The organism is Pseudomonas sp. PP3, from assembly GCF_905336995.1.
GTDB classification, from domain to species: Bacteria; Pseudomonadota; Gammaproteobacteria; order Pseudomonadales; family Pseudomonadaceae; genus Aquipseudomonas; species Aquipseudomonas reinekei.
Window position 1 is genome coordinate 129904 of record NZ_HG995459.1, and the last position, 26553, is coordinate 156456.

Here is a 26553-nt window from a genome sequence, read left to right on the forward strand (position 1 = left end):
GTGGTTTTAGAGGGCTGAGGCATGTCTAGAGTATGTCAAGTTACCGGTAAGGGTCCGGTAACCGGGAATAACATTTCCCACGCAAACAACAAAACCCGTCGTCGTTTCCTGCCGAACCTGCAGCATCACCGCTTCTGGGTTGAAGAAGAGAAACGTTTCGTGCGTCTGCGCGTATCTGCCAAAGGCATGCGTATCATCGACAAGCGTGGCATCACTGCCGTGCTGGCCGAAATCCGCAAAGCCGGCAAGATCTAAGGGAGCTAATCATGCGTGAATTGATTCGTTTGATTTCGAGCGCCGGTACTGGTCACTTCTACACTACCGACAAGAACAAGCGTACTACTCCGGACAAAATCGAGATCAAGAAATTTGATCCGGTTGTTCGCAAGCACGTGATCTACAAGGAAGGCAAAATCAAGTAATTGATTTTTCCCTCTTACGAAAAAGGCCCGTATCGCGAGATACGGGCCTTTTTTGTTGCCTGATGGTTTTGCGTCGGCCGGCTCGGCCCCTTCGGGAGCAGGCTCTCTCACATTGGAATGCGACAACTGTGGGAGCGAGCCTGCTCGCGAAAGCGTCAGCCCAGACAACACAAATCTTCAGGCCTTCTGTTCAAACGCCACATAGATCTTGCGGCACGTCTCCAGCACTTCCCAAGTGCCGCGGAAACCGGCCGGGATGACGAAGCGATCACCCGCGCGAACGGTTTTGCTATTGCCGTCGTTGTCGCGGAGGACGGAAACACCCTGGACGATTTCGCAGTATTCATGTTCGGTGAAATTCACCAGCCATTGGCCGACGGCACCTTCCCAGACACCGGCATTCAACTGGCCGCAAGGGCTGTTGAAGTGGTTGTACACCACTTGTTCGGGATCGCCCTTGAGGACTTTGGCCGGGTCTGGACGGTAGCGCTCAGGCTCGGTGGTGGCCTGGCTGAAATCGACGATGTTCTGGATGCTCATTGTTGTAAATCCCCCGTGAATGCGACGCGAGTGGTTGAAAGTCCCAAAGTCTATGTTTATTAAAATGAACATCGCAAGGCCGTTTTCCGGCCTTATGTCAAATATATTGAAACATGAGGGCTGGCTGGTTTAGGGTGGCGGGTGCCTTGAGCCGAAAAGCAGGCTGGCCGGGCAGAATTCCTGACAGCGCCCGCGAAGAACGCGGGTGTCGTATTCAATAAGAGGAGGACACTCGCATGACCACCCTGACTCGTGCCGACTGGGAACAGCGCGCCAAAGACCTGAAAGTCGAAGGCCGCGCCTACATCAATGGCGAGTACACCGATGCCGTCTCCGCCGAGACGTTCGAGTGCATCAGCCCGGTCGATGGTCGTCTGCTGGGCAAGATTGCCAGCTGTGATGCCGCCGACGCCCAGCGCGCTGTTGAAAACGCCCGCGCCACTTTCAATTCCGGTGTCTGGTCGCGCCTGGCGCCGACCAAGCGCAAAGCCACCATGATTCGTTTTGCCGGCTTGCTGAAACAGCACGCCGAAGAGCTGGCCCTGCTTGAAACCCTGGACATGGGCAAGCCGATCAGCGACTCCCTGTACATTGACGTTCCCGGCGCGGCGCAAGCCCTGAGCTGGAGCGGCGAAGCCATCGACAAGATCTACGACGAAGTGGCGGCTACCCCGCACGATCAGCTGGGCCTGGTCACGCGCGAGCCAGTCGGCGTGGTCGGCGCCATCGTGCCGTGGAACTTCCCGCTGATGATGGCGTGCTGGAAACTCGGCCCGGCGCTGTCCACCGGTAACTCGGTGATCCTCAAGCCGTCGGAAAAATCGCCACTGACCGCCATCCGCATCGCGGCCCTGGCCGTTGAAGCCGGCATTCCGAAAGGCGTGCTGAACGTGCTGCCAGGCTATGGTCACACCGTCGGCAAGGCGCTGGCTCTGCATAACGATGTCGACACTCTGGTGTTCACCGGTTCGACCAAGATCGCCAAGCAACTGCTGATCTACTCCGGCGAATCGAACATGAAACGCGTCTGGCTCGAAGCTGGCGGCAAGAGCCCGAACATCGTGTTCGCCGATGCGCCGAACCTGCAAGAGGCTGCCGAAGCCGCTGCCGGCGCCATCGCGTTCAACCAGGGCGAAGTCTGCACCGCCGGTTCGCGCCTGTTGGTGGAACGTTCGATCAAGGACAAATTCCTGCCGCTGGTGATCGAGGCGCTGAAAACCTGGAAGCCGGGCAACCCGCTGGACCCGGCGACCAACGTCGGTGCGCTGGTGGATACCCAGCAGATGAACACCGTGTTGTCTTACATCGAGTCGGGTCACAGCGACGGCGCCAAACTGGTCGCGGGCGGCAAGCGCATCCTGCAGGAAACGGGCGGCACTTACGTCGAGCCGACGATTTTCGACGGTGTGAGCAACGCGATGAAAATCGCCCAGGAAGAAATCTTCGGGCCAGTGTTGTCGGTCATCACCTTCGACAGCGCCGAGGAAGCCGTGGCGATCGCCAACGACACGCCTTATGGCCTGGCCGCTGCGGTGTGGACTTCGGACATCTCCAAAGCTCATCTGACTGCACGCGCATTGCGTGCCGGTAGCGTGTGGGTCAACCAGTACGATGGTGGCGACATGACGGCACCGTTCGGTGGCTTCAAGCAGTCCGGCAACGGCCGCGACAAGTCGTTGCACGCGTTCGACAAGTACACCGAGCTGAAGGCGACCTGGATCAAGTTGTAAGCCGTTAGAAGGGTCCGTTCGCGAGAGCGGATCCTTCAGACGAAGCAGATCCCCTGTGGGAGCGAGCCTGCTCGCGAAAGCGGTGTATCAGTCAGCCGATGTGCTGAATGTGAAACCGTATTCGCGAGCAGGCTCGCTCCCACATTTGCTTAATGTGGCCTCTAACAATAATTTTCCACAGGAGCGTGGAGCATGCGTTGGGCGACGTATTTCGCCGTGTTGGCGTCTGTCTTGAGTGTTGGCCTGGCCCTCGGCGTCAGCATGCCGCTGGTGTCGTTTCGCCTGGAAAGCTGGGGTTACGGCTCGTTCGCCATCGGTGTGATGGCGGCCATGCCGGCCATTGGCGTGCTGGTGGGCGCGAAGATTTCCAGTCATCTGGCGGCGCGTCTTGGCACCGCCAATCTGATGCGCCTATGCCTGTGGGCCGGTGCGGTGTCCATCGGTTTGCTGGCGCTGTTGCCGAGCTATCCGATCTGGCTGGTGCTGCGGCTGATGATCGGGGTGATCCTGACCCTCGTCTTCATCATCGGTGAAAGCTGGATCAACCAACTGGTGGTCGAGCAATGGCGCGGGCGGTTGGTGGCGTTGTATGGCAGCAGTTATGCGTTAAGTCAGCTGGCCGGGCCGGTGTTGCTGGGTTTCATTGGGACCGATCACGATTACGGCTTTTGGGTCGGCGTCGGCTTGCTGATGGCTGCACCGTTTCTGTTGCTGGGCCGCAGCGGCGCGCCGAGCAGCGAGGCCAGCAGCGTGACGTTCAGGGATCTGCTTGGGTTCTGTCGTGGCCTGCCGGCAATTGCCTGGGCGGTGTCGCTGTTCGCCGCATTCGAAGCGATGATCCTGACGCTACTGCCGGTGTACTGCCTGCGCCAGGGCTTCACCACGGAAATCGCCCTGGCCATGGTCAGTACGGTGGTGGTCGGTGACGCTGTACTGCAATTGCCGATCGGTGCGCTGGCCGATCGCCTGTCGCGGCGGGCATTGTTCACCGGTTGCGCGGTGGTGCTGCTGGTGTCGAGCCTGGCGATCCCGATGCTGATCGACACACTGCTGATCTGGCCGTTGTGGGTGCTGTTCGGTGCCAGTGCCGGCGGGTTGTTTACCTTGTCGCTGATTCTGATCGGCGAGCGCTATCGTGATGACGCGCTCGTTCGGGCCAATGCGCACATCGCGCAGTTGTGGGGGATCGGGTGTCTGGTCGGGCCGTTGCTGGCCGGTGCCGGGAGTCAGTGGGTGAGCGGGCACGCGTTGCCGTGGTTGATGGCGGCAGGGGCGTTGGGTGTGCTGATCGTGGTCTCGCGCCAAGGGGCATTTGGTGCGGTGGCGGAGCCGGCCTAGAGCATCCGCTCAAGGCCAACTGTGTCACTCAGCCACGCATTGAAGCGCCGCCACCAACTGCCCGGTTCCTTGGTCAAGGTGTGCATTTTGCCGTCGTCTTCGGTCACCCAGACCACCTGGTCTTTCTCCAGTTTCACCTGATAACTGAGGGCGGGTGCCATGCCCTCTAGTGCGAGCTCGCGGACTCGGGCCGCGAGTTCGGGGCTGTCCACGAGCACCCCGACTTCGGTGTTCCACAGCACCGAGCGCGGGTCGAAATTGAAAGAGCCGATGAAGGATTTCTTCTGGTCGAAGATGATCGCTTTGCTGTGCAGGCTCGAGGCGGACTCGCCATAGGACCGGCTGGAAAACAGCCGAGGCCCGCTGCCGCCTTCATCGCCAGGCTGGCGGCGCAGCTCGAAAAGCTGCACGCCGTGTTCCAGCAACGCCTTGCGATACGGCCCGTAGCCGCCGTGCACCGCGGGTACATCCGTGGCTTCCAGCGAGTTGGTCAGCAGTCGCACCGACACCCCGGCATCGGCGCGGCCCGTGAGGAACACCAGCCCCGGTTTGCCGGGCACGAAGTAAGCCGACACCATGATCAGTTCTTTGCTGACGCCATTGAGCTCTGGCGCCAATTGCGTGGTCAGCAGCAATTGCGGATCGGGCTCATCCTTGGCCAGCACCTTGCTCGGCGCATCCCATAAAGCCTGGTTCCAGGCCCAGATCAGCTCTTTGCGCCAGATATCCAGGCGCGGTTCGGTGGCGAACTTCATCAACTGCTGATAGAGCGCGTGATTCTGCCTGCGGGATTCCTCCAGCGATTCTTCCAGGCGCGTGCGGGTAGTTTGCAGATCCTCGGCAGTCGGCTTGCTGGAGACGAACGCGTCAATCGGTTTGCTCAATGCGCTGTTCCAGTACTGGTCGAAACTGTGTCCGAGCTGCTCGGCAACCGGGCCGACGCCCAGTATGTCGATGTCGGTGAAATTCAGATTGGGCTCGGCATCGAAGTACTCATCCCCCAGGTTGCGTCCGCCGACGATGGCCATGCTGTTGTCGGCCAGCCACAACTTGTTGTGCATGCGCCGATGCTGCTGCGAAAGGTTGAGCAGCCGGCCCATGGTTCGCGTGACGCCGGTGCTGCGCCCCAAATGCAAAGGGTTGAACACGCGAATCTGGATGTGTGGATGCGCCGCGAGGGTGGCGATGGTGCGATCAAGGCCGTCGCTGGTGGTGTCGTCGAGCAAGATCCGCACACGCACGCCCCGGTCAGCGGCCTTGAGCAGTTCCTCCACCAGCATTCGCGTACTGATGCCGTCATGCACGATGTAGTACTGCAGATCGAGGCTGCTTTGGGCGTTGCGGATCAATTCGGCACGGGCGGTAAACGCCTCGGTGCTGTCGGACAGCAAGCGAAAGCCCGATTTGCCTTCATAGGATGCGGCCTGGGCCTGGACTGAACGGCCAAACGCCGAGCCGCTCGCCGGCAGTGCCTGGCTCGGTTCACGCTGTACGTCGAGGCTGGCGCAGCCGCCGAGGAACAATGCGAGTAACACAAGAGCAAGCAGGGGCTGTTTGACTCTCACGTGGGATCGTTCCGGTTGGCGGCAGTTGGCATATGGACGCTGATATTCGCAGAAAGGTCAGTCGGTCAGTCCGTCGGTCTCCGCCAGCAGCTTGATCGCGGCAGCGCCAACTTTGCGTACGGCTTCTTCAATCTGTGCCGTTGGTTTGGCAGCGTAGTTCATGCGCAGGCAATTGCGGTATTTGCCTGAGGCGGAAAAGATACTGCCGACGGCAATCTGTACGCCCTGATCGTGCAGGGCACGATTCAGTTTCAGCGTGTCGAACCCTTCCGGCAGTTCCACCCACAGCATGAAGCTGCCTTGCGGACGGCTGGCGCGGGTGCCTGCGGGGAAGTAGCGGCTGACCCAGTCGATCATCATGTCGCGATTACGCTGGTATTGCGTGCGCATCCGCCGCAAATGCGGCTCGAAGTGGCCGCCCTTGAGAAATTCGGCAATGGCAATTTGCGGCTGCGGTGCCGTGGAACCGGTGCTGATGTATTTCATGTGCAGCACCCGTTCCAGATATCGTCCGGGCGCGACCCAGCCGATGCGCAAGCCGGGCGCGAGGGTTTTGGAAAAGGAACTGCACAGCAGGACACGACCGTCCTCGTCGAAGGATTTGATCGTGCGTGGGCGCGGATAGGTGTAGGCCAGTTCGCCATACACATCGTCTTCGATGATTGCCACATCGAAACGCTGTGCGAGCGTCAGCAGCGAGCGTTTGCGCGACTCCGGCATGATGTAGCCCAGCGGGTTATTGCAGTTCGGGGTCAACTGTATGGCCTTGATCGGCCATTGTTCCAAGGCCAGTTCCAGAGCATCCAGACTGATCCCCGTGAGCGGGTCGGTGGGGATTTCCAGGGCTTTCATACCCAGGCCCTTGAGGGTTTGCATGGCGCCGTGAAAGCTCGGCGAGTCCACGGCCACGATGTCTCCCGGCTCGCAGATGGCGCGGATGCTGGTGGACAGCGCTTCGTGGCAACCGGTGGTCACCACCAGTTCGCCGGGGCTTAGCTGACAGCCGGAATCGAGCATCAGGCGGGCGATTTGTTCGCGCAGTTCGAGGTTGCCGTGGATGTTGTCGTAATACAGGCCGGGCATGTCCTGACGCCGGCTGATTCGCGCAAGGTCGCGCAATAGCGGCTTCATGGTGGGTGAAGTGATGTCCGGCATGCCGCGTCCCAGCTGCACCACATCCTTGCGCGGTACCGCGCGAATCAGTTCCAGCACTTGATCCCACTGCGAAATATCCACAGGACGCTGGGCCGGACGACCCACCGCCGGCAACTCCGGCAATTCGCGACTGGCCGGCACAAAGTACCCCGACTTGGGCCTCGGCATGGCCAGCCCGCTGTCTTCCAGCACCCTGTACGCCTGCTGCACGGTGCTCAGGCTGACCCCGTGTTCAACGCTCAACGCCCGTACCGACGGCAAACGATCACCTGGGCGATAAAAGCCCTGTTCGATACGCGTGCCGAGCAATTCAGCGAGATTGACGTAAAGGGTCATGGCGCAGCCTCGATGTGGGTAACTTGGTTAACCAGTACAGATGAAGCAAAAATACGGGATTCAGAGCCAAAATCAGCAAATCTGTATGGAGATAATACAGAAGCTTTGAATCTGTAACGTTATTTGTCTTCCGCGCATCATGGAATCTCTGGCTACCCAAGTAAACAGGAGCATTCAAAATGAATGGTTTGAGCGATGTGCGGCTGACGTTACACAGTCAGGAACTGGAGACAGGGCAAAAGGACCAGGCACGCAATGCGCTGATGCGCAACGCGCCGTCCGGCCTGAGTCGCTGGGATCTGTTCTGGCAACGCCTGCACACGCGCAAAGCGTTGCTGAGCCTGACGCCTGAACAGCTCAAGGACATCGGGCTGACGCGAGAGCAGGCGCGGGAGGAAGGGCTTAAGCCGTTCTGGCGGATCTGAGTTTTGCGGTGCTCTTCAGGGCCTTATCGCGGGCAAGCCCACTCCCACAGTGATTGCTGGTGTTCACAATATTTGTGCTCACAACCACATCCTGTGGGGGCTTGCCCGCGATGAATCCGCCAAAACAGCGGCAATCTTTCAGGCCAGCTCTTTGAGCCGATGCCACAGCATCCCCAGCGCCAACAACGGCGAGCGCAAATGCTTGCCGCCCGGGAAGGTGGTGTGCGGCACCTTGGCAAACAGATCAAATCCACCGCTGTGCTGACCACTGATGGCCTCGGCCAGCAGCTTGCCCGCCAGGTGCGTGGCATTCACGCCGTGACCGGAATAAGCCTGGGCGTAATACACGTTCGGCTGGTCCTTGAGCCGGCCGATTTGTGGCAGGCGGTTGGCGCCGATGCCGATCATGCCGCCCCATTGATAATCGATCTTCACGTCACCCAGGCGTGGAAAAACCTCCAGCATTTTCGGCCGCATGTAGGCCGCGATGTCTTTCGGGTCCCGCCCGGAGTAATGGCAGGCGCCGCCAAACAGCAAGCGGCGGTCCGCCGAGAGTCGGTAGTAATCCAGTGCCACCCGCTGATCACAGACCGCCATGTTTTGCGGCAGCAGGGCGTGAGCCAATTCTTCACTCAGGGGTTCAGTGGCGATGATGTAGCTTCCTGCTGGAAGCACCTTGCCGCTGAGTTCCGGGTTGAGATCGCTGAGATAGGCATTGCAACCGAGCACCAGCGTCTTGGCGCGGACTGAGCCTTGGGCGGTATGAACCTTGACCTCGGGGCCGTAGTCGATGCGGGTAACGGCGGACTGCTCGAACAATTGCACACCGAGTTGCTGCGCAGCGGCCGCTTCGCCCAGCGCTAGGTTGAGCGGGTGCAGATGCCCGGAGCCCATGTCGATCAGGCCGCCCACATAGCGATCGGAGCCCACCACCGTGTGCATGTCTTCAGGTTGCAGCAGGCGGGTTTCATAGCGATAACCGAGGCTGCGCAGTTCTTCGGCATCTTCGGCGAAACCTTCGAGGTCGCGGGGTTTGTTGGCCAGGTCGCAATAGCCCCAGGTCAGGTCGCAGGGAATCTGAAATTGCTCGATTCGCTGGCGGACGATTTCCACGGCTTCCAGGCCCATGAGTTTCATCTGCCGCACGCCGTCGGCACCGATCACGTTGGTGAACTGATCGAGGCCATGGCCGACGCCGCGAATCAACTGCCCACCGTTGCGGCCGCTGGCCCCCCAGCCGATTTTGCGGGCTTCGAGCAGCACCACGCTGAGGCCGCGCCCGGCCAGTTCCAGCGCCGTGTTCAACCCTGAAAACCCACCGCCGACCACGCACACATCGGCCACTACTTCACCTGTGAGCGCCGGATAATCCGGTTGCGGCAGGCTGCTGGCAGCGTAATAGGAGGCAGTGTGCTGGGCACGGGCATTCATGCGCGTCATCCTGATTGCTATGTTTAGAAAATTTGACGGAGCATAAGCCGGACTTTCCCGGACGGGCAACATTGGTCAGTTCGCGCTGTCTGGATCAAGGGTTTTGCGTCAGAATCCGGTTCTATTCCGCTTTCGGTCAAGGCTTCAATGAGTTGCAACAGCCAGAAAATTCGCACGCTGCGCCAACAGATCCCCTCGTTCGAGTGCGTGCCCGGCTGCCATGACTGCTGCGGGCCTGTGACCACCTCGCCGGAAGAAATGTCGCGCCTGCCGCGCAAGACCCGGGCCGAGCAGGATGCGGCCATGGATGAGCTCAACTGCGTTCACCTCGGGCCGAACGGCTGCACTGTGTATGACGAGCGGCCGTTGATTTGCCGGCTGTTCGGCACCACCAAGACACTGCCATGCCCGAATGGGCGCGGGCCGGTGGAGTTGATTCATCCAAGAGTCGAGAAGCAGATATTCGAATACATGGCTTCCAACCGGCAGGTGTTGGTTTAGATCCTCGAACCGAGTTTTCCGCATCGCTAGCAGGCTAGCTCCCACAGGGAATGCAGGTGAACCACAGATTTTTGTTCACCACCTAACCTGTGGGAGCCAGCCTGCTGGCGATAGCAGCACCACAAATGTCAGTCCGGAATCGGCAGGGTCAGGCTCTCTTTCACCTCTTCCATCACGATATAACTCTTGGATTCGCGCACATGCGGCAGCTTGAGCAGGATGTCGCCCAGCAGTTTGCGGTACGAGGCCATCTCGGAAATCCGCGCTTTCACCAGGTAGTCGAAATCCCCTGACACCAAATGGCACTCCAGCACGTGGGGCAGCTTCAGCACGGCGCGTCGGAACTCTTCGAACGTATCGCCGGATTTGTAATCGAGGCTGATCTCGACGAACACCAGCAAACTACCCTTCAAATGCTGCGGATTGAGCCGCGCGTTGTAGCCCATGATGATCCCTTCGCGCTCCAGCCGCCGGACCCGTTCGGTGCAGGGCGTGGTCGAGAGCCCGACCTTTTCCCCCAGCTCGGTAAAAGAGATACGCCCGTCCGCTTGCAGAATCCGCAGGATATTGCGGTCGATCTTGTCCAGTTCCCGTTTGGTCTGAGTATTGGTACGCATAGGGGATGCGCCTCCGTGAAAAGGGTTTTTGCCGAGAATTGTCGCCAAATATAGGCGCTTATATAGTGAAAAGCACTGGCAAATCTTTTTTACACTGCGCACATCTGAAGCTCTGAACAACAAACGTCAGCGGTTCGCCGCGATGAGGGAAATGAAAATGCGCGTTATGGTCTTGGGTAGCGGCGTCATCGGTACCACCAGTGCTTACTATCTGGCGCGTGCCGGGTTTGAAGTGGTGGTGGTCGACCGGCAGCCGGCTGCTGCCATGGAGACCAGTTTCGCCAACGCCGGCCAGGTATCGCCGGGTTATGCTTCGCCGTGGGCCGCGCCGGGTGTGCCGCTCAAAGCCATCAAGTGGCTGCTGGAGCGCCACGCACCCCTGGCGATCAAGGCCACTGCAGATATCGATCAGTACCTGTGGATGGCGCAAATGCTGCGCAACTGCACCGCCAGCCGTTACGCGGTGAACAAGGAGCGCATGGTCCGCCTGTCCGAGTACAGCCGTGACTGCCTCGACGAACTGCGTGCCGAAACCGGCATTGCCTATGAAGGCCGCAGTTTGGGTACCACCCAACTGTTTCGCACCCAGGCTCAACTGGACGGCGCTGCGAAAGACATCGCCGTGCTGAAAGAGTCCGGCGTGCCGTTCGAACTGCTCGACCGCGAAGGCATCGCCCGCGTTGAGCCGGCCCTGGCCAGTGTCACCGACATCCTCGCCGGTGCCCTGCGCCTGCCGAACGACCAGACTGGCGACTGCCAGATGTTCACCACCAAGCTGGCGGAAATGGCCGCCAACCTCGGTGTGCAATTCCGTTTCGGCCAGGACATCCAGCGCCTCGACTTCGCCGGTGACCGCATCAACGGCGTGTGGATCGACGGCAAGCTGGAGACCGCCGACCGCTACGTGCTGGCGCTCGGCAGCTACTCGCCGCAACTGCTCAAACCGCTGGGGATCAAGGCGCCGGTGTACCCGCTCAAGGGCTACTCGCTGACCGTGCCGATCACCAACCCGGCGATGGCTCCGACGTCGACCATTCTCGACGAGACCTACAAGGTCGCGATCACCCGTTTCGACAACCGCATTCGTGTCGGCGGCATGGCGGAGATCGCCGGTTTTGACCTGTCGCTGAACCCGCGTCGGCGTGAAACCCTGGAGATGATCGTCAACGACCTTTATCCTCAGGGCGGCAATCTGGCCGAGGCCAGTTTCTGGACAGGCCTGCGTCCGACCACCCCCGACGGCACCCCGATCGTTGGCGCCACCCCGTTCAAGAACCTGTTCCTGAACACCGGTCACGGTACACTCGGCTGGACCATGGCCTGCGGCTCGGGTCGATTGCTGGCCGATCTGATGGCCAAGAAAAAACCACAAATCAGCGCGGAAGGCCTCGATATTTCCCGTTATGGCAGCAAAACCCAGGAGTCTGCAAAGCATGTCAGTCCAGCGCCAGCTCACCAATGAGCGCATGAGCCAGATCGTCACCCACAACGGCACGGTGTATCTGGCCGGACAGGTTGGCGATGATTTCGACGCCGGTATCGAACAGCAGACCCGCGATGTACTGGCCAACATCGAGCGTCTGCTCGATCTGGCCGGGACTGACAAGCAACATCTGCTGTCGGCAACGATTTACCTGAACGACATCGATGCGCACTTTGCCGCGATGAACTCAGTTTGGGATCAGTGGCTGCCAAAGGGCGCCGCCCCGGCCCGTGCCACCGTCGAAGCGAAAATGGCCAAGCCAAGCATCCTGGTCGAGATTTCGATCGTCGCGGCGTTGCCGTAAACCGTAGTAAAGATCCCTCTTCCGGCGCTGACTGTTCACCCTGTCAGCCAGCGTCGGTTTTTCTCCCAACGACCGACCAGAAGTCTGCCGCCATGCGTCCTGCCCGTGCCCTGATCGACCTTCAAGCCCTGCGTCACAACTACCGAATCGCCCGTGAAGTCACGGGGGCTAAAGCTCTCGCGGTGATCAAGGCCGATGCCTACGGTCACGGCGCGGTGCGTTGCGCCCAGGCGCTGGAAGCCGAGGCAGACGGTTTTGCCGTGGCTTGCATCGAAGAAGCCCTGGAGCTGCGCGCGGCTGGCATCCGTGCGCCAGTGTTGTTGCTGGAAGGTTTTTTCGAAGCCGATGAGTTGTCGCTGATCGTCGAGCACGATTTCTGGTGCGTGGTGCATTCGCTGTGGCAACTCGAAGCGATTGAAAAGGCTGCATTGAGCAAGCCGATTACTGTCTGGCTCAAGCTCGATTCGGGCATGCACCGGGTGGGGCTGCATCCAAAGGATTATCAGGCCGCTTATCAACGGCTGCTGGCCAGCGGCAACGTGGCGAAAATCGTGCTGATGAGCCACTTCGCCCGGGCCGATGAATTGAACAGCCAGGCCAGCGCCGAGCAGGCCGCGGTGTTTGAAGTGGCACGTCAGGGCTTGTCTGCCGAAATCAGCCTGCGTAACTCGCCGGCCGTGCTGGGCTGGCCGCAAATCCCGAGTGATTGGGTGCGTCCGGGCATCATGCTCTACGGTGCCACGCCTTTTGAGGAAGCCAACACCGTGGCCGCGCGCCTGCAACCGGTGATGACCCTCGAATCTAAAGTGATCAGCGTGCGGGAACTGCCGGCCGGCGAGCCAATTGGGTATGGCGCGAAATTCATCACCTCTAAACCAATGCGCGTGGGCGTGGTGGCCATGGGTTACGCCGATGGCTATCCGCGTCTGGCGCCGACCGGTACGCCGGTGCTGGTGGCCGGGCATCGCAGCCAATTGATCGGCCGGGTGTCGATGGACATGCTGTGCGTTGATTTGACCGATATCCCGCAAGCAGGCCTGGGGTCAACGGTCGAATTGTGGGGCAAAAACATCCTCGCCAGCGACGTGGCCATGGCCGCCGGCACGATTCCTTACCAGATCTTCTGCAATTTGCGCCGGGTGCCACTGCTCTATTCCGGGAGCTAGCGCAGAACGAGGGGTGCCGGAAGTCGCCTCGCCGAACAGGATTCAGGCCAAAGTGTTGTAAATACTGAACGCTGTCGCCATGATAACGCTCAATATTCCAACAACCTGAATCCTGGAGGCGCAAGCTTGGACGTCGGTGAACGACTGCAATCGATCCGCAAGCTCAAAGGTCTTTCCCAGCGTGAACTCGCCAAACGCGCGGGCGTCACCAACAGCACGATTTCGATGATCGAGAAGAATAGCGTCAGCCCCTCGATCAGTTCGCTGAGGAAAGTGTTGGGTGGGATTCCCATGTCCATGGTCGAGTTCTTTTCCGAAGAAATCCTGCAGGAAAAACCGACTCAGATCGTCTACAAGGCCAACGAGCTGATCGATATTTCCGATGGCGCGGTGACCATGAAACTGGTCGGCCGGGCGCACCCGAGCCGGGCTATCGCGTTCCTCAATGAAATCTACCCGCCAGGCGCCGACACCGGTGACGAGATGCTCACCCACGAGGGCGAGGAGACCGGCATTTTGGTGGAGGGGCGGCTGGAACTGGTGGTCGGGCTGGAAACTTTTGTGCTCGAAGCCGGCGATAGCTACTACTTTGAAAGTACCAAGCCGCATCGTTTCCGTAATCCGTTCGATGCGCCGGCGCGACTAATCAGCGCAGCTACACCTGCTAATTTTTAACAAAAGAGGCGCCCTGCCAGCATGGCCGAGGCACCCGAGCCGTTTTACCGTTGCGCAACAAAACCCCTTCGACTTTGGGGTTGTTTCAGTGTCGCGGGCTTACCGCTATACTTGCGCCCGCCTGCGAACCGTGGCCGTAGGCGTGACTAGCCACCATTGAGGGTGAACGCGTGAACCTAATTATGAAAATGCTGGCCATACCAGCAACCGTATTGGCCCTCTGGGCTGTCAGCGCTCAAGCTGCGACGAACGACGAAATTGCCAAGCGCCTGGAGCCGGTTGGCCAGGTCTGTGTGACCGGTCAAGAGTGCAAGGGCATGGAAGTCGCCGCTGCTGCCGGCGGCGGCGGTGGTGCCAAAGCACCTAAAGACGTTATTGCAAAACATTGCAACGCTTGCCACGGTACCGGCCTGTTGGGCGCGCCGAAAATCGGCGACAAGGCGGCCTGGAAAGAACGTGCCGACCACCAGGGCGGCCTCGACGGCATCCTGGCCAAAGCCATTACCGGTATCAACGCAATGCCGCCAAAAGGCACCTGCGCCGACTGCTCCGATGACGAGCTGAAGGCCGCAATCAAAGAGATGTCCGGCCTGTAACACGCCTGTCTCTTTCGTGAAAAAGCCGCTTTCGAGCGGCTTTTTTGTGCACGCGATTTGCCGCCCGAGGCTGGTTATTGCAGCAAAGACCCGGCAAGCTCGGTCCAACCCCATGTCATGGAATGGAAGGGAGGTTCGGATGGTGCAGCTGTGTTCTATCGAGCAAGCGGTCGAGGATGTGTTGGCACGATTGCCGGCGCATATTCACATGGGCCTGCCCTTGGGGCTGGGCAAACCCAACCACTTCGTCAACGCGTTGTATCAACGCATCACGCAGTTGCCCGACCGTCAGCTGACGATCTACACCGCCCTGTGCCTCGGCCGTCCTGCGTTGGGTGACGGGCTGCAAAAGCGCTTTCTCGAACCCTTTGTCGAACGGGTTTTTGGTGATTATCCGGAACTGGATTTTCTCGCCGGCCTGCAGCATGACAATCTGCCAGCCAACATCCACATCCAGCAGTTTTTCATGCTGCCGGGCAGCCTGCTTAACAGCGCAGCGGCGCAGCAGGACTACGTCAGCAGCAATTACAGCCACGCGGCCCGGGACATCAATGCCGCCGGATTGAACCTGGTGGCGCAGCTGGTTGCCAGCCACGCTGATCATCCCGATCGCTTGAGCCTCAGCTGCAACCCGGACATCACCCTCGACCTGTTGCCGATGATCGCCAAGCGCCGGGCGGCCGGTGAGACCATCCTGATGGTTGGCCAGGCGCACGATGGTTTGCCTTACATGCCCGGTGATGCGGAAGTCGGCATTGATACCTTCGACCTGTTGATCGACGAGAAGGACAACACCACCCTGTTTTCCACTCCGAACATGCCGGTGGGTTTCCAGGACCATTTCATCGGCCTGCACGCCAGTACGCTGGTGCGCGATGGCGGCACGTTGCAGATCGGTATCGGTTCCATGGGCGACGCGCTGACGGCGGCGTTGCTGGCGCGGCAAGCCGACAATGACGGTTACAAAGCTTTGCTGGCGGATGTGAACCTCAGCCAGTGGGCACAACTGATCAAGCGCGAAGGCGGCATTGAGCCGTTCGCCAGAGGCCTTTACGGCTGCAGCGAAATGTTCGTCAACGGCCTGCTGGTGCTGGCCGACGCCGGTATCGTGCGACGCAAGGTGTATCCGGACGTGCCCACCCAGCAGCAGGCGAATGCCGGCACCCTCGATGAGGCGGCGCAAACCGACGGCATCTCGGTGCATGGCGGTTTCTTTCTCGGGCCGCGCAGTTTCTATGAGCGCTTGCGAGAGTTGCCGCAGAGCAAGCGGCTCGAATTCAACATGACCCGCATCAGCTACATCAACGAGTTGTATGGCCAGGAAGAGCTCAAGCGCCTGCAGCGCCTTGATGCGCGGTTCATCAACACGGCGTTCACCGTGACTTTGTTGGGCGCTGCGGTGGCGGATCAGCTGGAAGACGGCCGCGTGCTCAGCGGCGTCGGTGGGCAGTACAACTTTGTGGTGCAGGGCCATGCTCTGCAAGGCGCACGCTCGGTGTTGCTGCTGCGCAGCTGGCGCGAGTCGGGCGGCGAGGTCAGTTCCAATATCGTCTGGCAGTACGGCCACTGCACGATCCCGCGGCACCTGCGCGACATCGTGGTCACCGAATACGGCATCGCCGATCTTCGCGGCAAGACCGATGCGGCGGTGATCGAAGCCTTGCTCAATATCAGTGACTCACGCTTCCAGCCAGGGCTGATCGAACAGGCGCAAAAGGTTGGCAAGCTACCGAAGGATTTCCGTCTCGATCCGCGCTTCACCGACAACCGCCCCGAGCGTTTGCAGGCGATTCAGGCGCGGCACGCGCAGCTGTTTCCGGAATATCCGTTGGGCTGTGATTTCACCGACGTGGAGCGCGATGTGTTGCGGGCGCTGAACTGGTTGAAGAGCAAGTTCAAGCTGAGCGAAGTGCTGGAGTTGGGCAAGGCTGCGCTGGATGCGCCGGAACCTTCGGCCTTTCCTGAGCATCTGGAGCGCATGCGGCTGACGAGCCCTCAAGGGCTGAAAGAAGATCTGTATCAGCGTTTGCTGCTCACCGGCCTCAAGGCCACTGCGCAATAACCAGGAACGATGATCCCCTGTAGGAGCTGGCTTGCCAGCGATGAGGCCATAACATTCAACATGTATGTTGGCAGTTACACCGTCATCGCTGGCGAGCTCCTACAGGGATCACAGCGTTATTCGATGAAGGTTACAACGCCATCCTTCAGCGACTTGACGCGTGCCAACGACTCAACGCGATATCCCTGCGAATCCAGCTCCGCACGGCCACCCTGGAACGACTTCTCGATCACGATTCCCAAACCCGCCACCGTAGCGCCAGCCTGTTTGATGATCGAGATCAGCGCCTGGGACGCTTTCCCGTTGGCCAAAAAGTCATCGATGATCAGCACGCGGTCGCTGCTGGTCAGGTGACGCGGGGAAATGGCCACGGTGCTTTCGGTCTTCTTGGTGAACGAGTAAACGGTCGCCGACAGCAGGTTTTCAGTCAGGGTCAGGGACTGTTGCTTGCGGGCGAAAATCACCGGCACGCCGAGGTTCAGGCCGGTCATGATCGCCGGGGCGATGCCCGAGGCTTCGATGGTGACGATCTTGGTGATGCCCGAGTCCTTGAACAGCGTGGCGAATTCGTCGCCGATCAGCTTCATCAGGGCCGGGTCGATCTGGTGGTTCAGGAAGGCGTCGACCTTCAGGACCTGGTCGGAAAGCACGATGCCTTGTTCGCGGATTTTCTGGTGCAGGGCTTCCATGAAGCTGTCCTCTGTTGGCGCGTTGTACGCCCTAAGGTTTTAAAAAAGTGGTCAATTCTAGCGCTTTAACATCGCGCGTATATCTGCCAATGCGTTGTTTCCGCGTACGGCTTTGACTTCGGTCGGCGTGTCGTCGTTGCCTTCCCAGGCCAGGTCGTCCGGCGGCAGCTCATCGAGGAAGCGGCTCGGCGCGCAATCGATGATCTCGCCGTATTGCTTGCGCTTGGCGGCGAAGGTGAAGGCCAGGGTCTGGCGCGCGCGGGTAATGCCCACGTAGGCCAGCCGGCGTTCTTCTTCGATGGTGTCGGCTTCGATGCTGGAGCGGTGCGGGAGGATTTCCTCTTCCATGCCCATGATGAACACGTAGGGGAATTCCAGGCCCTTGGACGCGTGCAAGGTCATCATCTGCACGCCTTCAGCACCGTCTTCCTCTTCCTGCTGACGCTCCAGCATGTCGCGCAGGACGAGTTTGCCGATGGCGTCTTCGACGGTCATCTCGCCTTCTTCGTCCTTCTCCAGGGTGTTTTTCAACGCCTCGATCAGGAACCAGACGTTGCCCATGCGGTAGTCGGCGGCCTTGTCGCTGGAGCTGTTGGTGCGCAGCCAGTTCTCGTAGTCGATGTCCATGACCATGCTGCGCAGGGCCGAGATCGGGTCTTCGCCGGCGCACTGCTCGCGCACCCTGTCCATGAAACGCTTGAAGCGCGACAGGCGATCGGTGAAGCGGCTGTCCAGATGCTCGCCGAGGCCGATTTCATCGGTGGCGGCGTACATCGAGATTTTGCGCTCGGTGGCGTAGTTGCCCAGTTTCTCCAGGGTGGTGGAGCCGATTTCCCGGCGCGGCACGTTGATCACCCGCAGGAAGGCGTTGTCGTCGTCCGGGTTCACGATCAGGCGGAAGTAGGCCATCAGGTCTTTCACTTCCTGGCGCCCGAAGAAGCTGTTGCCGCCGGACAGGCGATACGGCACCTGGTGATGCTGCAGTTTCAGCTCGATCAGCTTGGCCTGGTAGTTGCCGCGATAGAGGATCGCGAAATCGCTGTACGGCCGGTCGGTGCGCAAGTGCAGGCTGAGGATTTCCATGGCCACGCGCTCGGCTTCGGCGTCTTCGTTGCGGCAGCGGATCACGCGGATCTCGTCGCCGTGGCCCATTTCACTCCACAACTGTTTTTCGAATTCGTGCGGGTTGTTCGAGATCAGCACGTTGGCGCAGCGCAGGATGCGGCTGGTGGAGCGATAGTTCTGCTCCAGCATCACCACTTTCAAGGACGGGTAGTCGTCCTTGAGCAGCATCAGGTTTTCCGGGCGGGCGCCGCGCCAGGCGTAGATCGACTGGTCGTCGTCGCCCACCACGGTGAACTGGTTGCGCTTGCCGATCAGCATTTTCACCAGCAGGTATTGGCTGGCGTTGGTGTCCTGGTATTCGTCCACCAGCAGGTAGCGCACCTTGTTCTGCCACTTTTCCAGGATGTCGGCGTGCTCTTCGAACAGCTTCACCGGCAGCAGGATCAGGTCGTCGAAGTCCACCGCGTTGAACGCCTTGAGCGTGCGCTGGTAGTGGGTGTAGACGATGGCAGCTGTCTGCTCCTTGGGGTTGCGGGCGTTTTCCAGGGCCTGGGCCGGCAGGATCAGGTCGTTTTTCCAGGCGCCGATCATGTTCTTGATCTCGTCGACGCCGTCGTCGCCCGAGTATTCCTTCTGCATGATGTCAGTCATCAGGGCCTTGACGTCGGTCTCGTCGAAGATCGAGAAGCCCGGTTTGTAGCCCAGCCGCACGTGTTCCTTGCGGATGATGTTCAGGCCCAGGTTGTGGAAGGTGCAGACCGTCAGGCCACGACCTTCACCGGCGCGCAGCAGGGTGCCGACCCGTTCCTTCATCTCGCGGGCGGCCTTGTTGGTAAAGGTCATGGCGACGATGTACTGGGCGCGGATGCCGCAGTTCTGGATCAGGTGCGCAATCTTGCGCGTGATCACGCTGGTCTTGCCGGAGCCTGCACCGGCGAGCACCAAAAGAGGGCCGCCGACGTAGCTCACGGCTTCTTGCTGCCGGGGATTGAGTCGGGACATAGGTAAATTCAGGAGTCAGTCACGAAATGGGCCGGCATTTTAACAGGCTCAGCGATTTGTGCTGCTCTCTCCGACTTGTGACGCACAACGCGATCTCTATTTGCCGGTTTTGTTAGTTTCACGCAGGATGCGCAACGGATTTGCGTCTAATGTACGTAATTCCGGATACAAAGGCCGCGTTTGATAGCTGATGTCATTGTCATTAGTTATCCGCACGGCATAATGCCCGTCGCCTACATCTTTGCAGAGTCTAGGGAGCTAGCTTGTCTACGCCTGTCGAACCCTTGCGTTTGCTGCTACTGGCCGAAGAGCCAGCGTGGGCAGCGTTGTTGCGCGAGTGTCTGGCTCCGATGGGGAGCTTGGCCGTGCTCATCAGCGCGCCGAGTTGGGAGTCGGTCAGCAGTCTGTTCGATGACAACCGCAATGCGGTGTTGTTGACGATCCCGGCTCTTCAGCCGACGCCGGGCCGTTGCAGTCTGCCAACGGTGTTACTGCTCGAACACGAACCGCTCACACCGCCCGACGGCGTCAGCGACTGGCTGGTCCGCGACCATCTCGACCCCGGCATGCTGCGCCGTTGCCTGCGCCATGTGCGTGAGCGCGGTGTGCTGGAAAACACTCTGCAACGCCTGGCCGAGCAAGACCCGTTGACCGGCATCGCCAACCGCCAGGGTTTTCAGACCCTGTTGGCGGCGCGACTGGCGGAAAACGACGGTCGCGGTTTGGCCCTCGGGCACCTCGACCTCGATAACTTCCGCCATGCCAATGACGCTCTCGGCCATCAGGCGGGCGACCGGTTGATCCTGCAAGTGGTCGCCCGGCTCAAAAGCCAGCTCGAAGCCGGTGATCAGCTGGCGCGACTGGGCAGCGATGAGTTCGCCCTGCTGATCGATACCCGCCGCGCCCCGCAGCGCGCCGAATGGATGGCCGAACGCATCACCGAAGCGCTGGCCGAGCCCTATTGGGTCGATGGCGAAAGCTTGTTGATCGGCTCCAGCCTGGGCATCGCCCACGCCCGTGCCCAGGCCGGTGCCGACCCGTTGATGTGGCACGCGCACATCGCCATGCAGCAGGCCAAGAGCACACAAGGTTGCACTTTTCATATCTTCAACGAACGCATCAATCGCAATGCCCGCAGCATCGCCGATCTCGAAACCGAGCTGCGCCGGGCGTTGCGCCGCGATGAGCTGGAGCTGCATTACCAACCACGCCTGAACCTTGCGGACGGACAAATCGTCGGTCTCGAAGCCCTCGTGCGCTGGCGCCACGCTGAGCGCGGTTTGCTGCCGCCGAGTGAATTCGTGCCGCTGGCCGAGCAAAGCGGTTTGATCGTGCCACTGGGCTACTGGGTAATTTCCCGTGCCCTGCGTGACATGCAGGCGCTGCTGGAGCTGGGCTTGCCGCCGTTGCACATGGCGATCAACCTGTCGTTCCGCCAGTTTCAGGACAGCCAGTTGCTGTCGACCCTTAGTCGGTTGATTGCCGAGCGGGGCGTCGAGGCGCAGTGGCTGGAATTCGAATTGACCGAAACCGCGGTCATGCGCCGCAGCGATCTGGTGAAGCAAACCATGGATGCCCTCGGGCGTCTGGGCGTGCGTTTTTCCCTCGACGACTTCGGCACCGGGTTCTCGTCGTTCGTGCACCTCAACAGCCTGCCGATCACCTTGCTGAAGATCGACAAGAGCTTTGTCGGCGGCATGGAACAGCGCGAAGAGAACCGCAAACTGGTCCACGCGATGATCAACCTGGCGCACAACCTCAACCTCGAAGTCGTCGCCGAAGGCGTGGAAACGCCGGAGCAACTGGATTTGTTGCGCGGATTCGATTGCGATCAAGTGCAGGGCTATCTGATCAGCAAACCGCTGGCGTTGGCGGATCTGGTGGAGTATTTGATGTTTGGCAGCAATCAGCAGGCGCCACTGGAAATCGTGGTTTAACCCGCACCACACCCGTGTAGGAGCTGGCTTGCCAGCGATGGCGGTGGGTCAGTCGACAAATGTGTTGAATGACAAACCGCGTTCGCTGGCAAGCCAGCTCCTACAGGATTCTCATTCGGCCTGGACGGCGTCGAAACGTTCTGCCGCCGGCTCCCGCCGAATCATCCGCTTCATCTTCCACTCAAACGCCAGCGTCAAACTGACCGCCGCACAAGCCAGGCCCAGCGCCAGACCCCACCAGACTCCCGTCGGCCCCCAATTCAGATGAAAGGCCATCCACCACGCCGCCGGTGCGCCGATCAGCCAATAGCAACCCAGGCCGACCAGGAAGGTGGTCTTGGCGTCCTTGAGCCCGCGAATACAGCCCATGGCGATGGTTTGCGTGCCGTCGAACAGCTCGAACCACGCCGCCACCGCCAACAGGCTCACGGCCAGGTTGATGACGTCGCGAAACGCCGGGTCGTTGTGATCCAGGAACAGACCGATCAACTGATTCGGCAGCAACCAGAACACCATCGCAAAGCACAGCATCGCCGCCGCACCGAAGGCGATGCCGACCCGACCGGCCAGTCGCGCATCCAGCAATTGCCCGGCGCCGTAATGCTGGCCGATGCGCATGGTGATCGCATAGGACATCCCCGCAGGAACCATGAACGCCACCGAGACGATTTGCAGGGCGATCTGATGCGCCGCCAGTTGCGTGCTGCCCATGGTGCCCATGCACAGCGCCGCGAACGCAAACAGCCCGACCTCCACGGCGTAGGTGCCGCCAATCGGCAGACCCAGGCGCCACAGTTCTTTCAGGTACTGCCGGTTGAGTCGCAGCAACCCCTGGCGCAGCGGATAGGCGTCATAAGCCGGATGCCGGCGGATGTGCCACGCCAGCGCAAGTGCCATGAGGTTGGCGACAATCGCGGTGACCAGGCCGATGCCCATCAAACCGAGCTTCGGCAGGCCGAACATGCCGGTGATCAACGCGTAATTGAGCAGGAAGTTGGCCACCGTGCCGCCCAGGCTGATGACCATCACCGGTGTCGCGCGGCCAATGGCGCTGGTGAAACCGCGCAAGGCCATGAAGCTCAGGTAGCCGGGCAGGGCGAAGGGCAAAAAGATCAGGAACTGCCCGGCCGCCTGGACGTTGCTGTCGGTCTGGCCGAACAGCAACAGCACCGGTTTGAGGTTCCACAGCAGCAACCCGGCACCCAGCGCCATCAACCAGGCCAGCCACACCCCGGCCTGGGTCAGGCGGGCCGCGCCGAGAATATCGCCCGCGCCCTGACGGATGGCCACCAGGGTGCCGACCGCCGCGATCACGCCAATGCAGAAAATCGATACGAACGAATAGGACGCCGCACCGAGCCCGCCGCCGGCCAGCGCCTCGGGGCTCAGGCGCGCCATCATCAGGGTGTCGGTGAGGACCATCAACATGTGCGCCAACTGCGAGGCAATCAACGGCCCCGCCAGCCGCAGGATGGCCCAGAGTTCAATACGCGCTGGATGCTGCATGGTCATCACGCTCGAATGGCAAAGAGTTCACGAAAACGTCGATTCTCGGCGCTTTGCGGGGTTTGCACAAAGGGATAAAAAGGATGGGTGGCATGATTCAAACTCATGCTGGAGAGTTTCTGATAGGGTGGCCGAACCCCGCTATAGGAGCTTTCTGAATGTCACGTCGTCTTCCTCCCTTGTATGCCCTGCGCGCATTCGAAGCGGCGGCGCGGCATAGTTCGTTTACCCGCGCAGCGGAAGAGCTGTCGATTACCCAAAGTGCGGTCAGTCGGCATATCCGGACCCTCGAAGAGCATTTTGCCTGCCGCTTGTTTCATCGCAGTGGCCGCAACCTGCAACTGACCGAGTCCGCCCGTTTGCTGTTGCCGGGTATCCGCGAAGGCTTTACTGCCCTTGAACGCGCCTGCAACACCTTGCGCGCCGAAGACGACATCCTGCGCATGAAAGCCCCGTCGACCCTGACCATGCGATGGTTGCTGGCGCGCCTCAGCCGCTTCCGACATTTGCAACCGGGCAACGAGGTGCAATTAACCAGCGCCTGGATGGATGTCGATTCGGTGGACTTCAACGACGAGCCATTCGACTGTGCGGTGTTACTCAGCAATGGCCATTTCCCGCCGGACTGGGAGGCGAGTTACCTGTTCCCCGAGGAGTTGATCCCGGTAGGCGCGCCCAATCTGTTGAACGATCAGCCCTGGGATGTGGCGCGCCTGGTCAACACCGAACTGCTGCACCCGACGCCTGATCGTCGCGACTGGCGTAATTGGCTGGAACGCATGGGCCTGGCCGAGCAGGTGTCGCTCAAGGGCGGGCAGGTGTTCGATACGCTGGAGCTGGGCATGATCGCCGCCGCTCGAGGCTACGGTGTGTCCATGGGCGACTTGCTGATGGTGGCGGAGGATGTGGCCCAGGGTCGTTTGAGCCTGCCGTGGCCGACTGCCGTTGCCAGCGGGGAGAAATACTACCTGGTCTGGCCGAAAACCCGCCCCGGCGGCGAGCGCATGCGCCGACTCAGCGACTTTCTGCAAGGCGAAGTCCAGGCCATGGAGCTGCCTGAAGTCGTGCACTTGAGCTGAAACGATGAAGCCCCTGAAGTAGCGGCCTTGCGCCATATCCTAACTCGTTGCTCAAGTATTGCCGTTTGCCGCCGAAAATCTCTTCGTGGGACCTTCGTGCAGGTTCGACGCTACCCCCATTATTAGAAATTTTGCCGAGCATGCGTCGCGATCAGGATGATCCGTTCGCTCGGCCAGGAGCTGTCATGTCTCAACCTCGTGCCCGGATCGCTTCACAGCTTGGTCTTGCGCTTGCCGTGATACTGGCGATTGTCATCACCGGCAGTACCTTGTTCGCCCTGCGCTCGCTGGACACGGCCAATCTGGCCACCCGCGAAGAACACCTGGCCAGTGAAGCCCGGTTGCTGGCCGATCAGTTGAGCACCTTTCACGGCACCCTGCGTGAAAGCACCCAGCGCCTGGCGGGTCTGTTCGAAAAGCGGTTCAGCGCCGGCCTGAGCGTGCACCCGGATGAACCGGTGGCCGTCGCGGGTACGCAGACGCCGGGTCTGCACCTGGGCAGCGAAGTGCTGAACAATAATTTCAAGGAAGTGGACGACTTCAAGCAGATGACCGCCGGCGTGGCCACGGTATTCGTGCGCAGTGGTGAGGACTTCATTCGGGTTAGCACCAACGTCACCAAGCAAGATGGCAGCCGTGCCATCGGCACTGTGCTCGATCATGCGAATCCGGCCTACGCCCGATTGATGGCGGGGCAAAGCTACGTGGGTCGGTCCCTGTTGTTCGAACGCTTCTACATGTCGCAGTACACCCCGGTGCGTGACAGCAGCGGCAAGGTCTTTGCGGTGCTCTACGTAGGGTTCGATTACACCGACGCGCAGAATGCCCAGTTCGAAAACCTCAAGCGCTTCCGTATCGGCCAGACCGGCTCTCTGGCATTGCTGGACGAGCAAAACAAATGGCTGGTGCCGATTGCTGGCGTGCAGGCGCTGGATCAAGCGGTCCCGGCCGTTGTGGCGCTCGCGAAGACCCCGGGCAAGGGCGATTTCTGGAGCGACTCGTCGCAAGACTTCTACAGCATTGCTGTGCCATTCGAGGGCGGTCCGTGGTCGGTGGTGGCGAGCATGCCGAAAGCCGAAATCAGCGCGGTGACCTGGAGCGTCGGCATTCAGTTGGCCATCGGCAGCCTGCTGGCGATGTTGATCGCGGTAGGTTCGGCGGTCTGGTTGCTGCGCAGCAAACTCGCGCCGCTGGGTGATCTGGTGCGTCAGGCCGAGGCCTTGGGCGCGGGTGACCTGAGCGTACGCCTGAGCGTGACGAGCAACGACGAAATCGGCCAACTGGCCCGCGCTTTCAATCAGATGAGCCAAGCGCTGTCGACCATGGTTGAGCACATCCGCAACGCATCGATGGAGGTCAACAGCCGTGCCCAGGCCTTGTCCGGTTTGTCCGGTGGCGCTTATGAAGGGATGGAACAGCAGTCGGGCGAGATCACCAGCATGGCCGGTGCGGTGGAAGAGTTCAGCGCCACGTCCCTGAACATCGCCGACAACATGGGCAACACCCAGCGTCTGGCGCAGGAAAACGCCCAGCAAACCCAGATCGGTCGTACGTCGATGGACGAAGCGTCCTCGTCGCTGGAACAAATTGCCGGGGCGTTGAACAGCACCGCGACGGTGATCAACACCCTGGGACAACGCTCCCAGGAAATCGGTGGCATCGTCGGTGTGATTACCTCGATTGCCGAACAGACCAACCTGTTGGCGCTGAACGCCGCGATCGAAGCCGCCCGCGCCGGCGAGCAGGGTCGTGGCTTCGCCGTGGTGGCCGATGAAGTGCGCAATCTGGCGTCCCGTACCCGTCAGGCGACTGACGAAATTTCCGGCATGATCCAGAGCATCCAGCAGGAAACCGGCAACGCCATCAGCACCATGGAGCAGGGCAACGTGCTGATGCAGGAAGGCTTGTCGCGCAACGCCAATGTTGCTTCGGCACTGGCGCGGATCGACGAACAAAGTCGCTCGGCCGGTCAACAGTTCGCCGCCATCACCACCGCGACTCAGGAACAGAGCAGCACCGCGACCTTGCTCAGCAGCAACCTGCAAAGCATCGCCCTGGCCAACAGTGAGCAGCGTGAGGTGGTGTCGAACCTGGCGGTGACGGCCAAAGAGCTGGAGAAGCTGGCGGCGGATTTGCGCTCCGAGGTCGACCGGTTTCGTTGAGGTGCTTTTGAAATAGCTTTCGCGAGCAGGCTCGCTCCCACAGAGATCCAGGCCTTGCAGCCGACCAGGATCAAATGTGGGAGCGACGCGGTATAAGCATTTACTGCGTCGCCGGCCGATACTGCAATGCTTCCGCCAGATGCTCGCGGCTGATCCCCTCAACTTGCTCCAGATCAGCCAGCGTCCGCGCTACTTTCAGCAACCGATGCGCAGAACGCAGTGAAAGGGTCAGCCGCTCACAAGCGGTTTCCAGCCAATGCTCATCGGCTGTGGATAACGTGCAGTAGCGGCGCAACCCCGGCAAATCGAGAAAAGCATTGGCACACCCCTGACGCTTCTGCTGTCGTTCCCTGGCTTCAGCCACGCGTAACGCCGCGCTGGCACTGTCCTCTCCCGGTTTGATGACTGGATTCAACGCCGTGGCCTCACGCGCCACGGTCAGGTGCAAATCGATGCGATCCAGCAAGGGCCCGGAGAGTTTGTTGCGATAGCGCTGGACCATGTCCGGCGTGCAGGTGCAACGACCGCTGGGTTCGCCGAGAAAACCGCAGGGGCAAGGATTCATCGCCGCGACCAATTGAAAGCGCGCCGGAAAACGCACGCGATCCTTGGCTCGGGAAATCACGATATGGCCGGACTCCAAGGGTTCCCTCAGCACTTCCAGCACTTTGCGCTCGAACTCAGGAAGCTCATCAAGGAACAGCACCCCGTGATGGGCGAGAGTGATTTCGCCGGGTTGCGGTTTCGAGCCGCTGTAGGTCTCGGCA

Annotated in this window: 23 protein-coding genes and 1 pseudogene; 15 read left to right on the forward strand and 9 right to left on the reverse strand. The window is 60.5% G+C overall.

Annotated features, from left to right (window positions below):
- The first annotated feature begins 21 nt into the window (after positions 1-21).
- On the forward strand, positions 22-255 hold the full coding sequence (rpmB, locus tag KHO07_RS00595) for a 50S ribosomal protein L28 (protein WP_034147715.1): 234 nt from the start codon (positions 22-24) through the stop codon (positions 253-255).
- Between the two features lie 11 nt (positions 256-266).
- Positions 267-422 carry a 50S ribosomal protein L33 gene (gene rpmG / locus KHO07_RS00600; RefSeq protein WP_007894709.1) on the forward strand — a complete coding sequence of 52 codons (156 nt, stop codon included), beginning with the start codon at positions 267-269 and terminating at the stop codon, positions 420-422.
- A 177-nt stretch (positions 423-599) separates the two neighbouring features.
- On the opposite strand, the gene KHO07_RS00605 is transcribed toward rpmG, so the two are convergent.
- On the reverse strand, positions 600-962 hold the full coding sequence (locus tag KHO07_RS00605) for a cupin domain-containing protein (protein WP_150734019.1): 363 nt from the start codon (positions 960-962) through the stop codon (positions 600-602).
- Positions 963-1198: 236 nt separating this feature from the next.
- On the opposite strand from KHO07_RS00605, the gene KHO07_RS00610 reads away from it, so the two are divergent.
- The gene (locus tag KHO07_RS00610; protein WP_150734020.1) at positions 1199-2692 is read left to right on the forward strand and encodes an aldehyde dehydrogenase; all 1494 of its coding nucleotides are present in this window, start codon (positions 1199-1201) and stop codon (positions 2690-2692) included.
- 192 nt (positions 2693-2884) lie between these two features.
- Positions 2885-4030, forward strand: a complete 1146-nt coding sequence (locus KHO07_RS00615) for an MFS transporter (RefSeq protein WP_150734022.1) — start codon at positions 2885-2887, stop codon at positions 4028-4030.
- Here KHO07_RS00615 and KHO07_RS00620 read toward each other — a convergent pair.
- Entirely contained in the window at positions 4027-5595 is a 1569-nt protein-coding gene (locus KHO07_RS00620) for a phospholipase D family protein (RefSeq protein ID WP_150734023.1), read from the reverse strand. The genes KHO07_RS00615 and KHO07_RS00620 overlap by 4 nt on opposite strands.
- A gap of 57 nt (positions 5596-5652) precedes the next feature.
- Positions 5653-7086: a PLP-dependent aminotransferase family protein gene (locus KHO07_RS00625; RefSeq protein ID WP_150734024.1), complete on the reverse strand. Its 1434-nt coding sequence runs from the start codon at positions 7084-7086 to the stop codon at positions 5653-5655.
- 179 nt (positions 7087-7265) lie between these two features.
- Between KHO07_RS00625 and KHO07_RS00630 the strand changes: the two genes are divergently transcribed.
- Complete coding sequence (locus tag KHO07_RS00630) at positions 7266-7511, forward strand: DUF1127 domain-containing protein (protein ID WP_212626233.1); 246 nt, start codon at positions 7266-7268, stop codon at positions 7509-7511.
- Positions 7512-7649: 138 nt separating this feature from the next.
- On the opposite strand, the gene KHO07_RS00635 is transcribed toward KHO07_RS00630, so the two are convergent.
- Complete coding sequence (locus tag KHO07_RS00635) at positions 7650-8942, reverse strand: FAD-binding oxidoreductase (protein WP_212626234.1); 1293 nt, start codon at positions 8940-8942, stop codon at positions 7650-7652.
- Between the two features lie 147 nt (positions 8943-9089).
- On the opposite strand from KHO07_RS00635, the gene KHO07_RS00640 reads away from it, so the two are divergent.
- Complete coding sequence (locus tag KHO07_RS00640) at positions 9090-9443, forward strand: YkgJ family cysteine cluster protein (protein ID WP_212626235.1); 354 nt, start codon at positions 9090-9092, stop codon at positions 9441-9443.
- A 128-nt stretch (positions 9444-9571) separates the two neighbouring features.
- On the opposite strand, the gene KHO07_RS00645 is transcribed toward KHO07_RS00640, so the two are convergent.
- A complete protein-coding gene (locus tag KHO07_RS00645; protein WP_007975155.1) occupies positions 9572-10060 on the reverse strand; it encodes an Lrp/AsnC ligand binding domain-containing protein in 489 nt (162 codons plus the stop codon).
- Between the two features lie 157 nt (positions 10061-10217).
- Between KHO07_RS00645 and dadA the strand changes: the two genes are divergently transcribed.
- The 6 genes from dadA to KHO07_RS00675 all read left to right on the forward strand — a co-directional run bounded on the left by dadA (position 10218) and on the right by KHO07_RS00675 (position 16346).
- A complete protein-coding gene (dadA, locus tag KHO07_RS00650) occupies positions 10218-11522 on the forward strand; it encodes a D-amino acid dehydrogenase (protein WP_150702392.1) in 1305 nt (434 codons plus the stop codon).
- A complete protein-coding gene (locus KHO07_RS00655; RefSeq protein WP_075946498.1) occupies positions 11494-11847 on the forward strand; it encodes a RidA family protein in 354 nt (117 codons plus the stop codon). Before dadA ends, KHO07_RS00655 begins: the two co-directional genes overlap by 29 nt.
- Positions 11848-11939: 92 nt before the next feature.
- The gene (alr, locus tag KHO07_RS00660; protein WP_212626236.1) at positions 11940-13013 is read left to right on the forward strand and encodes an alanine racemase; all 1074 of its coding nucleotides are present in this window, start codon (positions 11940-11942) and stop codon (positions 13011-13013) included.
- Positions 13014-13139: 126 nt separating this feature from the next.
- Complete coding sequence (locus KHO07_RS00665; protein WP_007947433.1) at positions 13140-13688, forward strand: cupin domain-containing protein; 549 nt, start codon at positions 13140-13142, stop codon at positions 13686-13688.
- Positions 13689-13870: 182 nt separating this feature from the next.
- A complete protein-coding gene (locus KHO07_RS00670) occupies positions 13871-14284 on the forward strand; it encodes a c-type cytochrome (RefSeq protein WP_348532553.1) in 414 nt (137 codons plus the stop codon).
- Positions 14285-14423: 139 nt separating this feature from the next.
- A complete protein-coding gene (locus KHO07_RS00675; RefSeq protein ID WP_212626237.1) occupies positions 14424-16346 on the forward strand; it encodes an acetyl-CoA hydrolase/transferase family protein in 1923 nt (640 codons plus the stop codon).
- 116 nt (positions 16347-16462) lie between these two features.
- On the opposite strand, the gene KHO07_RS00680 is transcribed toward KHO07_RS00675, so the two are convergent.
- Both KHO07_RS00680 and rep read right to left on the reverse strand, forming a co-directional pair.
- The gene (locus KHO07_RS00680) at positions 16463-17035 is read right to left on the reverse strand and encodes a xanthine phosphoribosyltransferase (protein ID WP_003229440.1); all 573 of its coding nucleotides are present in this window, start codon (positions 17033-17035) and stop codon (positions 16463-16465) included.
- Positions 17036-17092: 57 nt separating this feature from the next.
- On the reverse strand, positions 17093-19102 hold the full coding sequence (rep, locus tag KHO07_RS00685; protein WP_007989511.1) for a DNA helicase Rep: 2010 nt from the start codon (positions 19100-19102) through the stop codon (positions 17093-17095).
- Positions 19103-19365: 263 nt separating this feature from the next.
- On the opposite strand from rep, the gene KHO07_RS00690 reads away from it, so the two are divergent.
- A complete protein-coding gene (locus KHO07_RS00690) occupies positions 19366-21039 on the forward strand; it encodes a bifunctional diguanylate cyclase/phosphodiesterase (protein WP_212626238.1) in 1674 nt (557 codons plus the stop codon).
- 111 nt (positions 21040-21150) lie between these two features.
- Here the strand turns inward: KHO07_RS00690 and KHO07_RS00695 are convergent, their stop codons facing one another.
- The gene (locus tag KHO07_RS00695; protein WP_212626239.1) at positions 21151-22545 is read right to left on the reverse strand and encodes a NorM family multidrug efflux MATE transporter; all 1395 of its coding nucleotides are present in this window, start codon (positions 22543-22545) and stop codon (positions 21151-21153) included.
- Between the two features lie 158 nt (positions 22546-22703).
- Between KHO07_RS00695 and KHO07_RS00700 the strand changes: the two genes are divergently transcribed.
- Both KHO07_RS00700 and KHO07_RS00705 read left to right on the forward strand, forming a co-directional pair.
- Entirely contained in the window at positions 22704-23624 is a 921-nt protein-coding gene (locus KHO07_RS00700; RefSeq protein WP_150734033.1) for a LysR substrate-binding domain-containing protein, read from the forward strand.
- 185 nt (positions 23625-23809) lie between these two features.
- Complete coding sequence (locus KHO07_RS00705; protein WP_150734034.1) at positions 23810-25786, forward strand: methyl-accepting chemotaxis protein; 1977 nt, start codon at positions 23810-23812, stop codon at positions 25784-25786.
- A gap of 100 nt (positions 25787-25886) precedes the next feature.
- On the opposite strand, the pseudogene KHO07_RS00710 reads toward KHO07_RS00705, so the two are convergent.
- Positions 25887-26537 (reverse strand): annotated as a pseudogene (locus KHO07_RS00710) (ATP-binding protein); the annotation flags it as partial.
- Positions 26538-26553 lie beyond the last annotated feature (16 nt).

Coding starts and splice junctions, on each gene's coding strand:
- alr (WP_212626236.1), top strand. CDS start 11,940: ATGCGTCCTGCCCGTGCCCTGATCGACCTTCAAGCCCTGCGTCACAAC.
- KHO07_RS00630 (WP_212626233.1), top strand. CDS start 7,266: ATGAATGGTTTGAGCGATGTGCGGCTGACGTTACACAGTCAGGAACTG.
- KHO07_RS00605 (WP_150734019.1), bottom strand. CDS start 962: ATGAGCATCCAGAACATCGTCGATTTCAGCCAGGCCACCACCGAGCCT.
- rep (WP_007989511.1), bottom strand. CDS start 19,102: ATGTCCCGACTCAATCCCCGGCAGCAAGAAGCCGTGAGCTACGTCGGC.
- KHO07_RS00615 (WP_150734022.1), top strand. CDS start 2,885: ATGCGTTGGGCGACGTATTTCGCCGTGTTGGCGTCTGTCTTGAGTGTT.
- KHO07_RS00680 (WP_003229440.1), bottom strand. CDS start 17,035: ATGGAAGCCCTGCACCAGAAAATCCGCGAACAAGGCATCGTGCTTTCC.
- KHO07_RS00640 (WP_212626235.1), top strand. CDS start 9,090: ATGAGTTGCAACAGCCAGAAAATTCGCACGCTGCGCCAACAGATCCCC.
- rpmB (WP_034147715.1), top strand. CDS start 22: ATGTCTAGAGTATGTCAAGTTACCGGTAAGGGTCCGGTAACCGGGAAT.
- KHO07_RS00635 (WP_212626234.1), bottom strand. CDS start 8,942: ATGAATGCCCGTGCCCAGCACACTGCCTCCTATTACGCTGCCAGCAGC.
- KHO07_RS00705 (WP_150734034.1), top strand. CDS start 23,810: ATGTCTCAACCTCGTGCCCGGATCGCTTCACAGCTTGGTCTTGCGCTT.
- KHO07_RS00625 (WP_150734024.1), bottom strand. CDS start 7,086: ATGACCCTTTACGTCAATCTCGCTGAATTGCTCGGCACGCGTATCGAA.
- KHO07_RS00700 (WP_150734033.1), top strand. CDS start 22,704: ATGTCACGTCGTCTTCCTCCCTTGTATGCCCTGCGCGCATTCGAAGCG.
- KHO07_RS00695 (WP_212626239.1), bottom strand. CDS start 22,545: ATGCAGCATCCAGCGCGTATTGAACTCTGGGCCATCCTGCGGCTGGCG.
- KHO07_RS00675 (WP_212626237.1), top strand. CDS start 14,424: ATGGTGCAGCTGTGTTCTATCGAGCAAGCGGTCGAGGATGTGTTGGCA.
- KHO07_RS00645 (WP_007975155.1), bottom strand. CDS start 10,060: ATGCGTACCAATACTCAGACCAAACGGGAACTGGACAAGATCGACCGC.
- KHO07_RS00670 (WP_348532553.1), top strand. CDS start 13,871: ATGAAAATGCTGGCCATACCAGCAACCGTATTGGCCCTCTGGGCTGTC.
- dadA (WP_150702392.1), top strand. CDS start 10,218: ATGCGCGTTATGGTCTTGGGTAGCGGCGTCATCGGTACCACCAGTGCT.
- KHO07_RS00655 (WP_075946498.1), top strand. CDS start 11,494: ATGTCAGTCCAGCGCCAGCTCACCAATGAGCGCATGAGCCAGATCGTC.
- KHO07_RS00610 (WP_150734020.1), top strand. CDS start 1,199: ATGACCACCCTGACTCGTGCCGACTGGGAACAGCGCGCCAAAGACCTG.
- rpmG (WP_007894709.1), top strand. CDS start 267: ATGCGTGAATTGATTCGTTTGATTTCGAGCGCCGGTACTGGTCACTTC.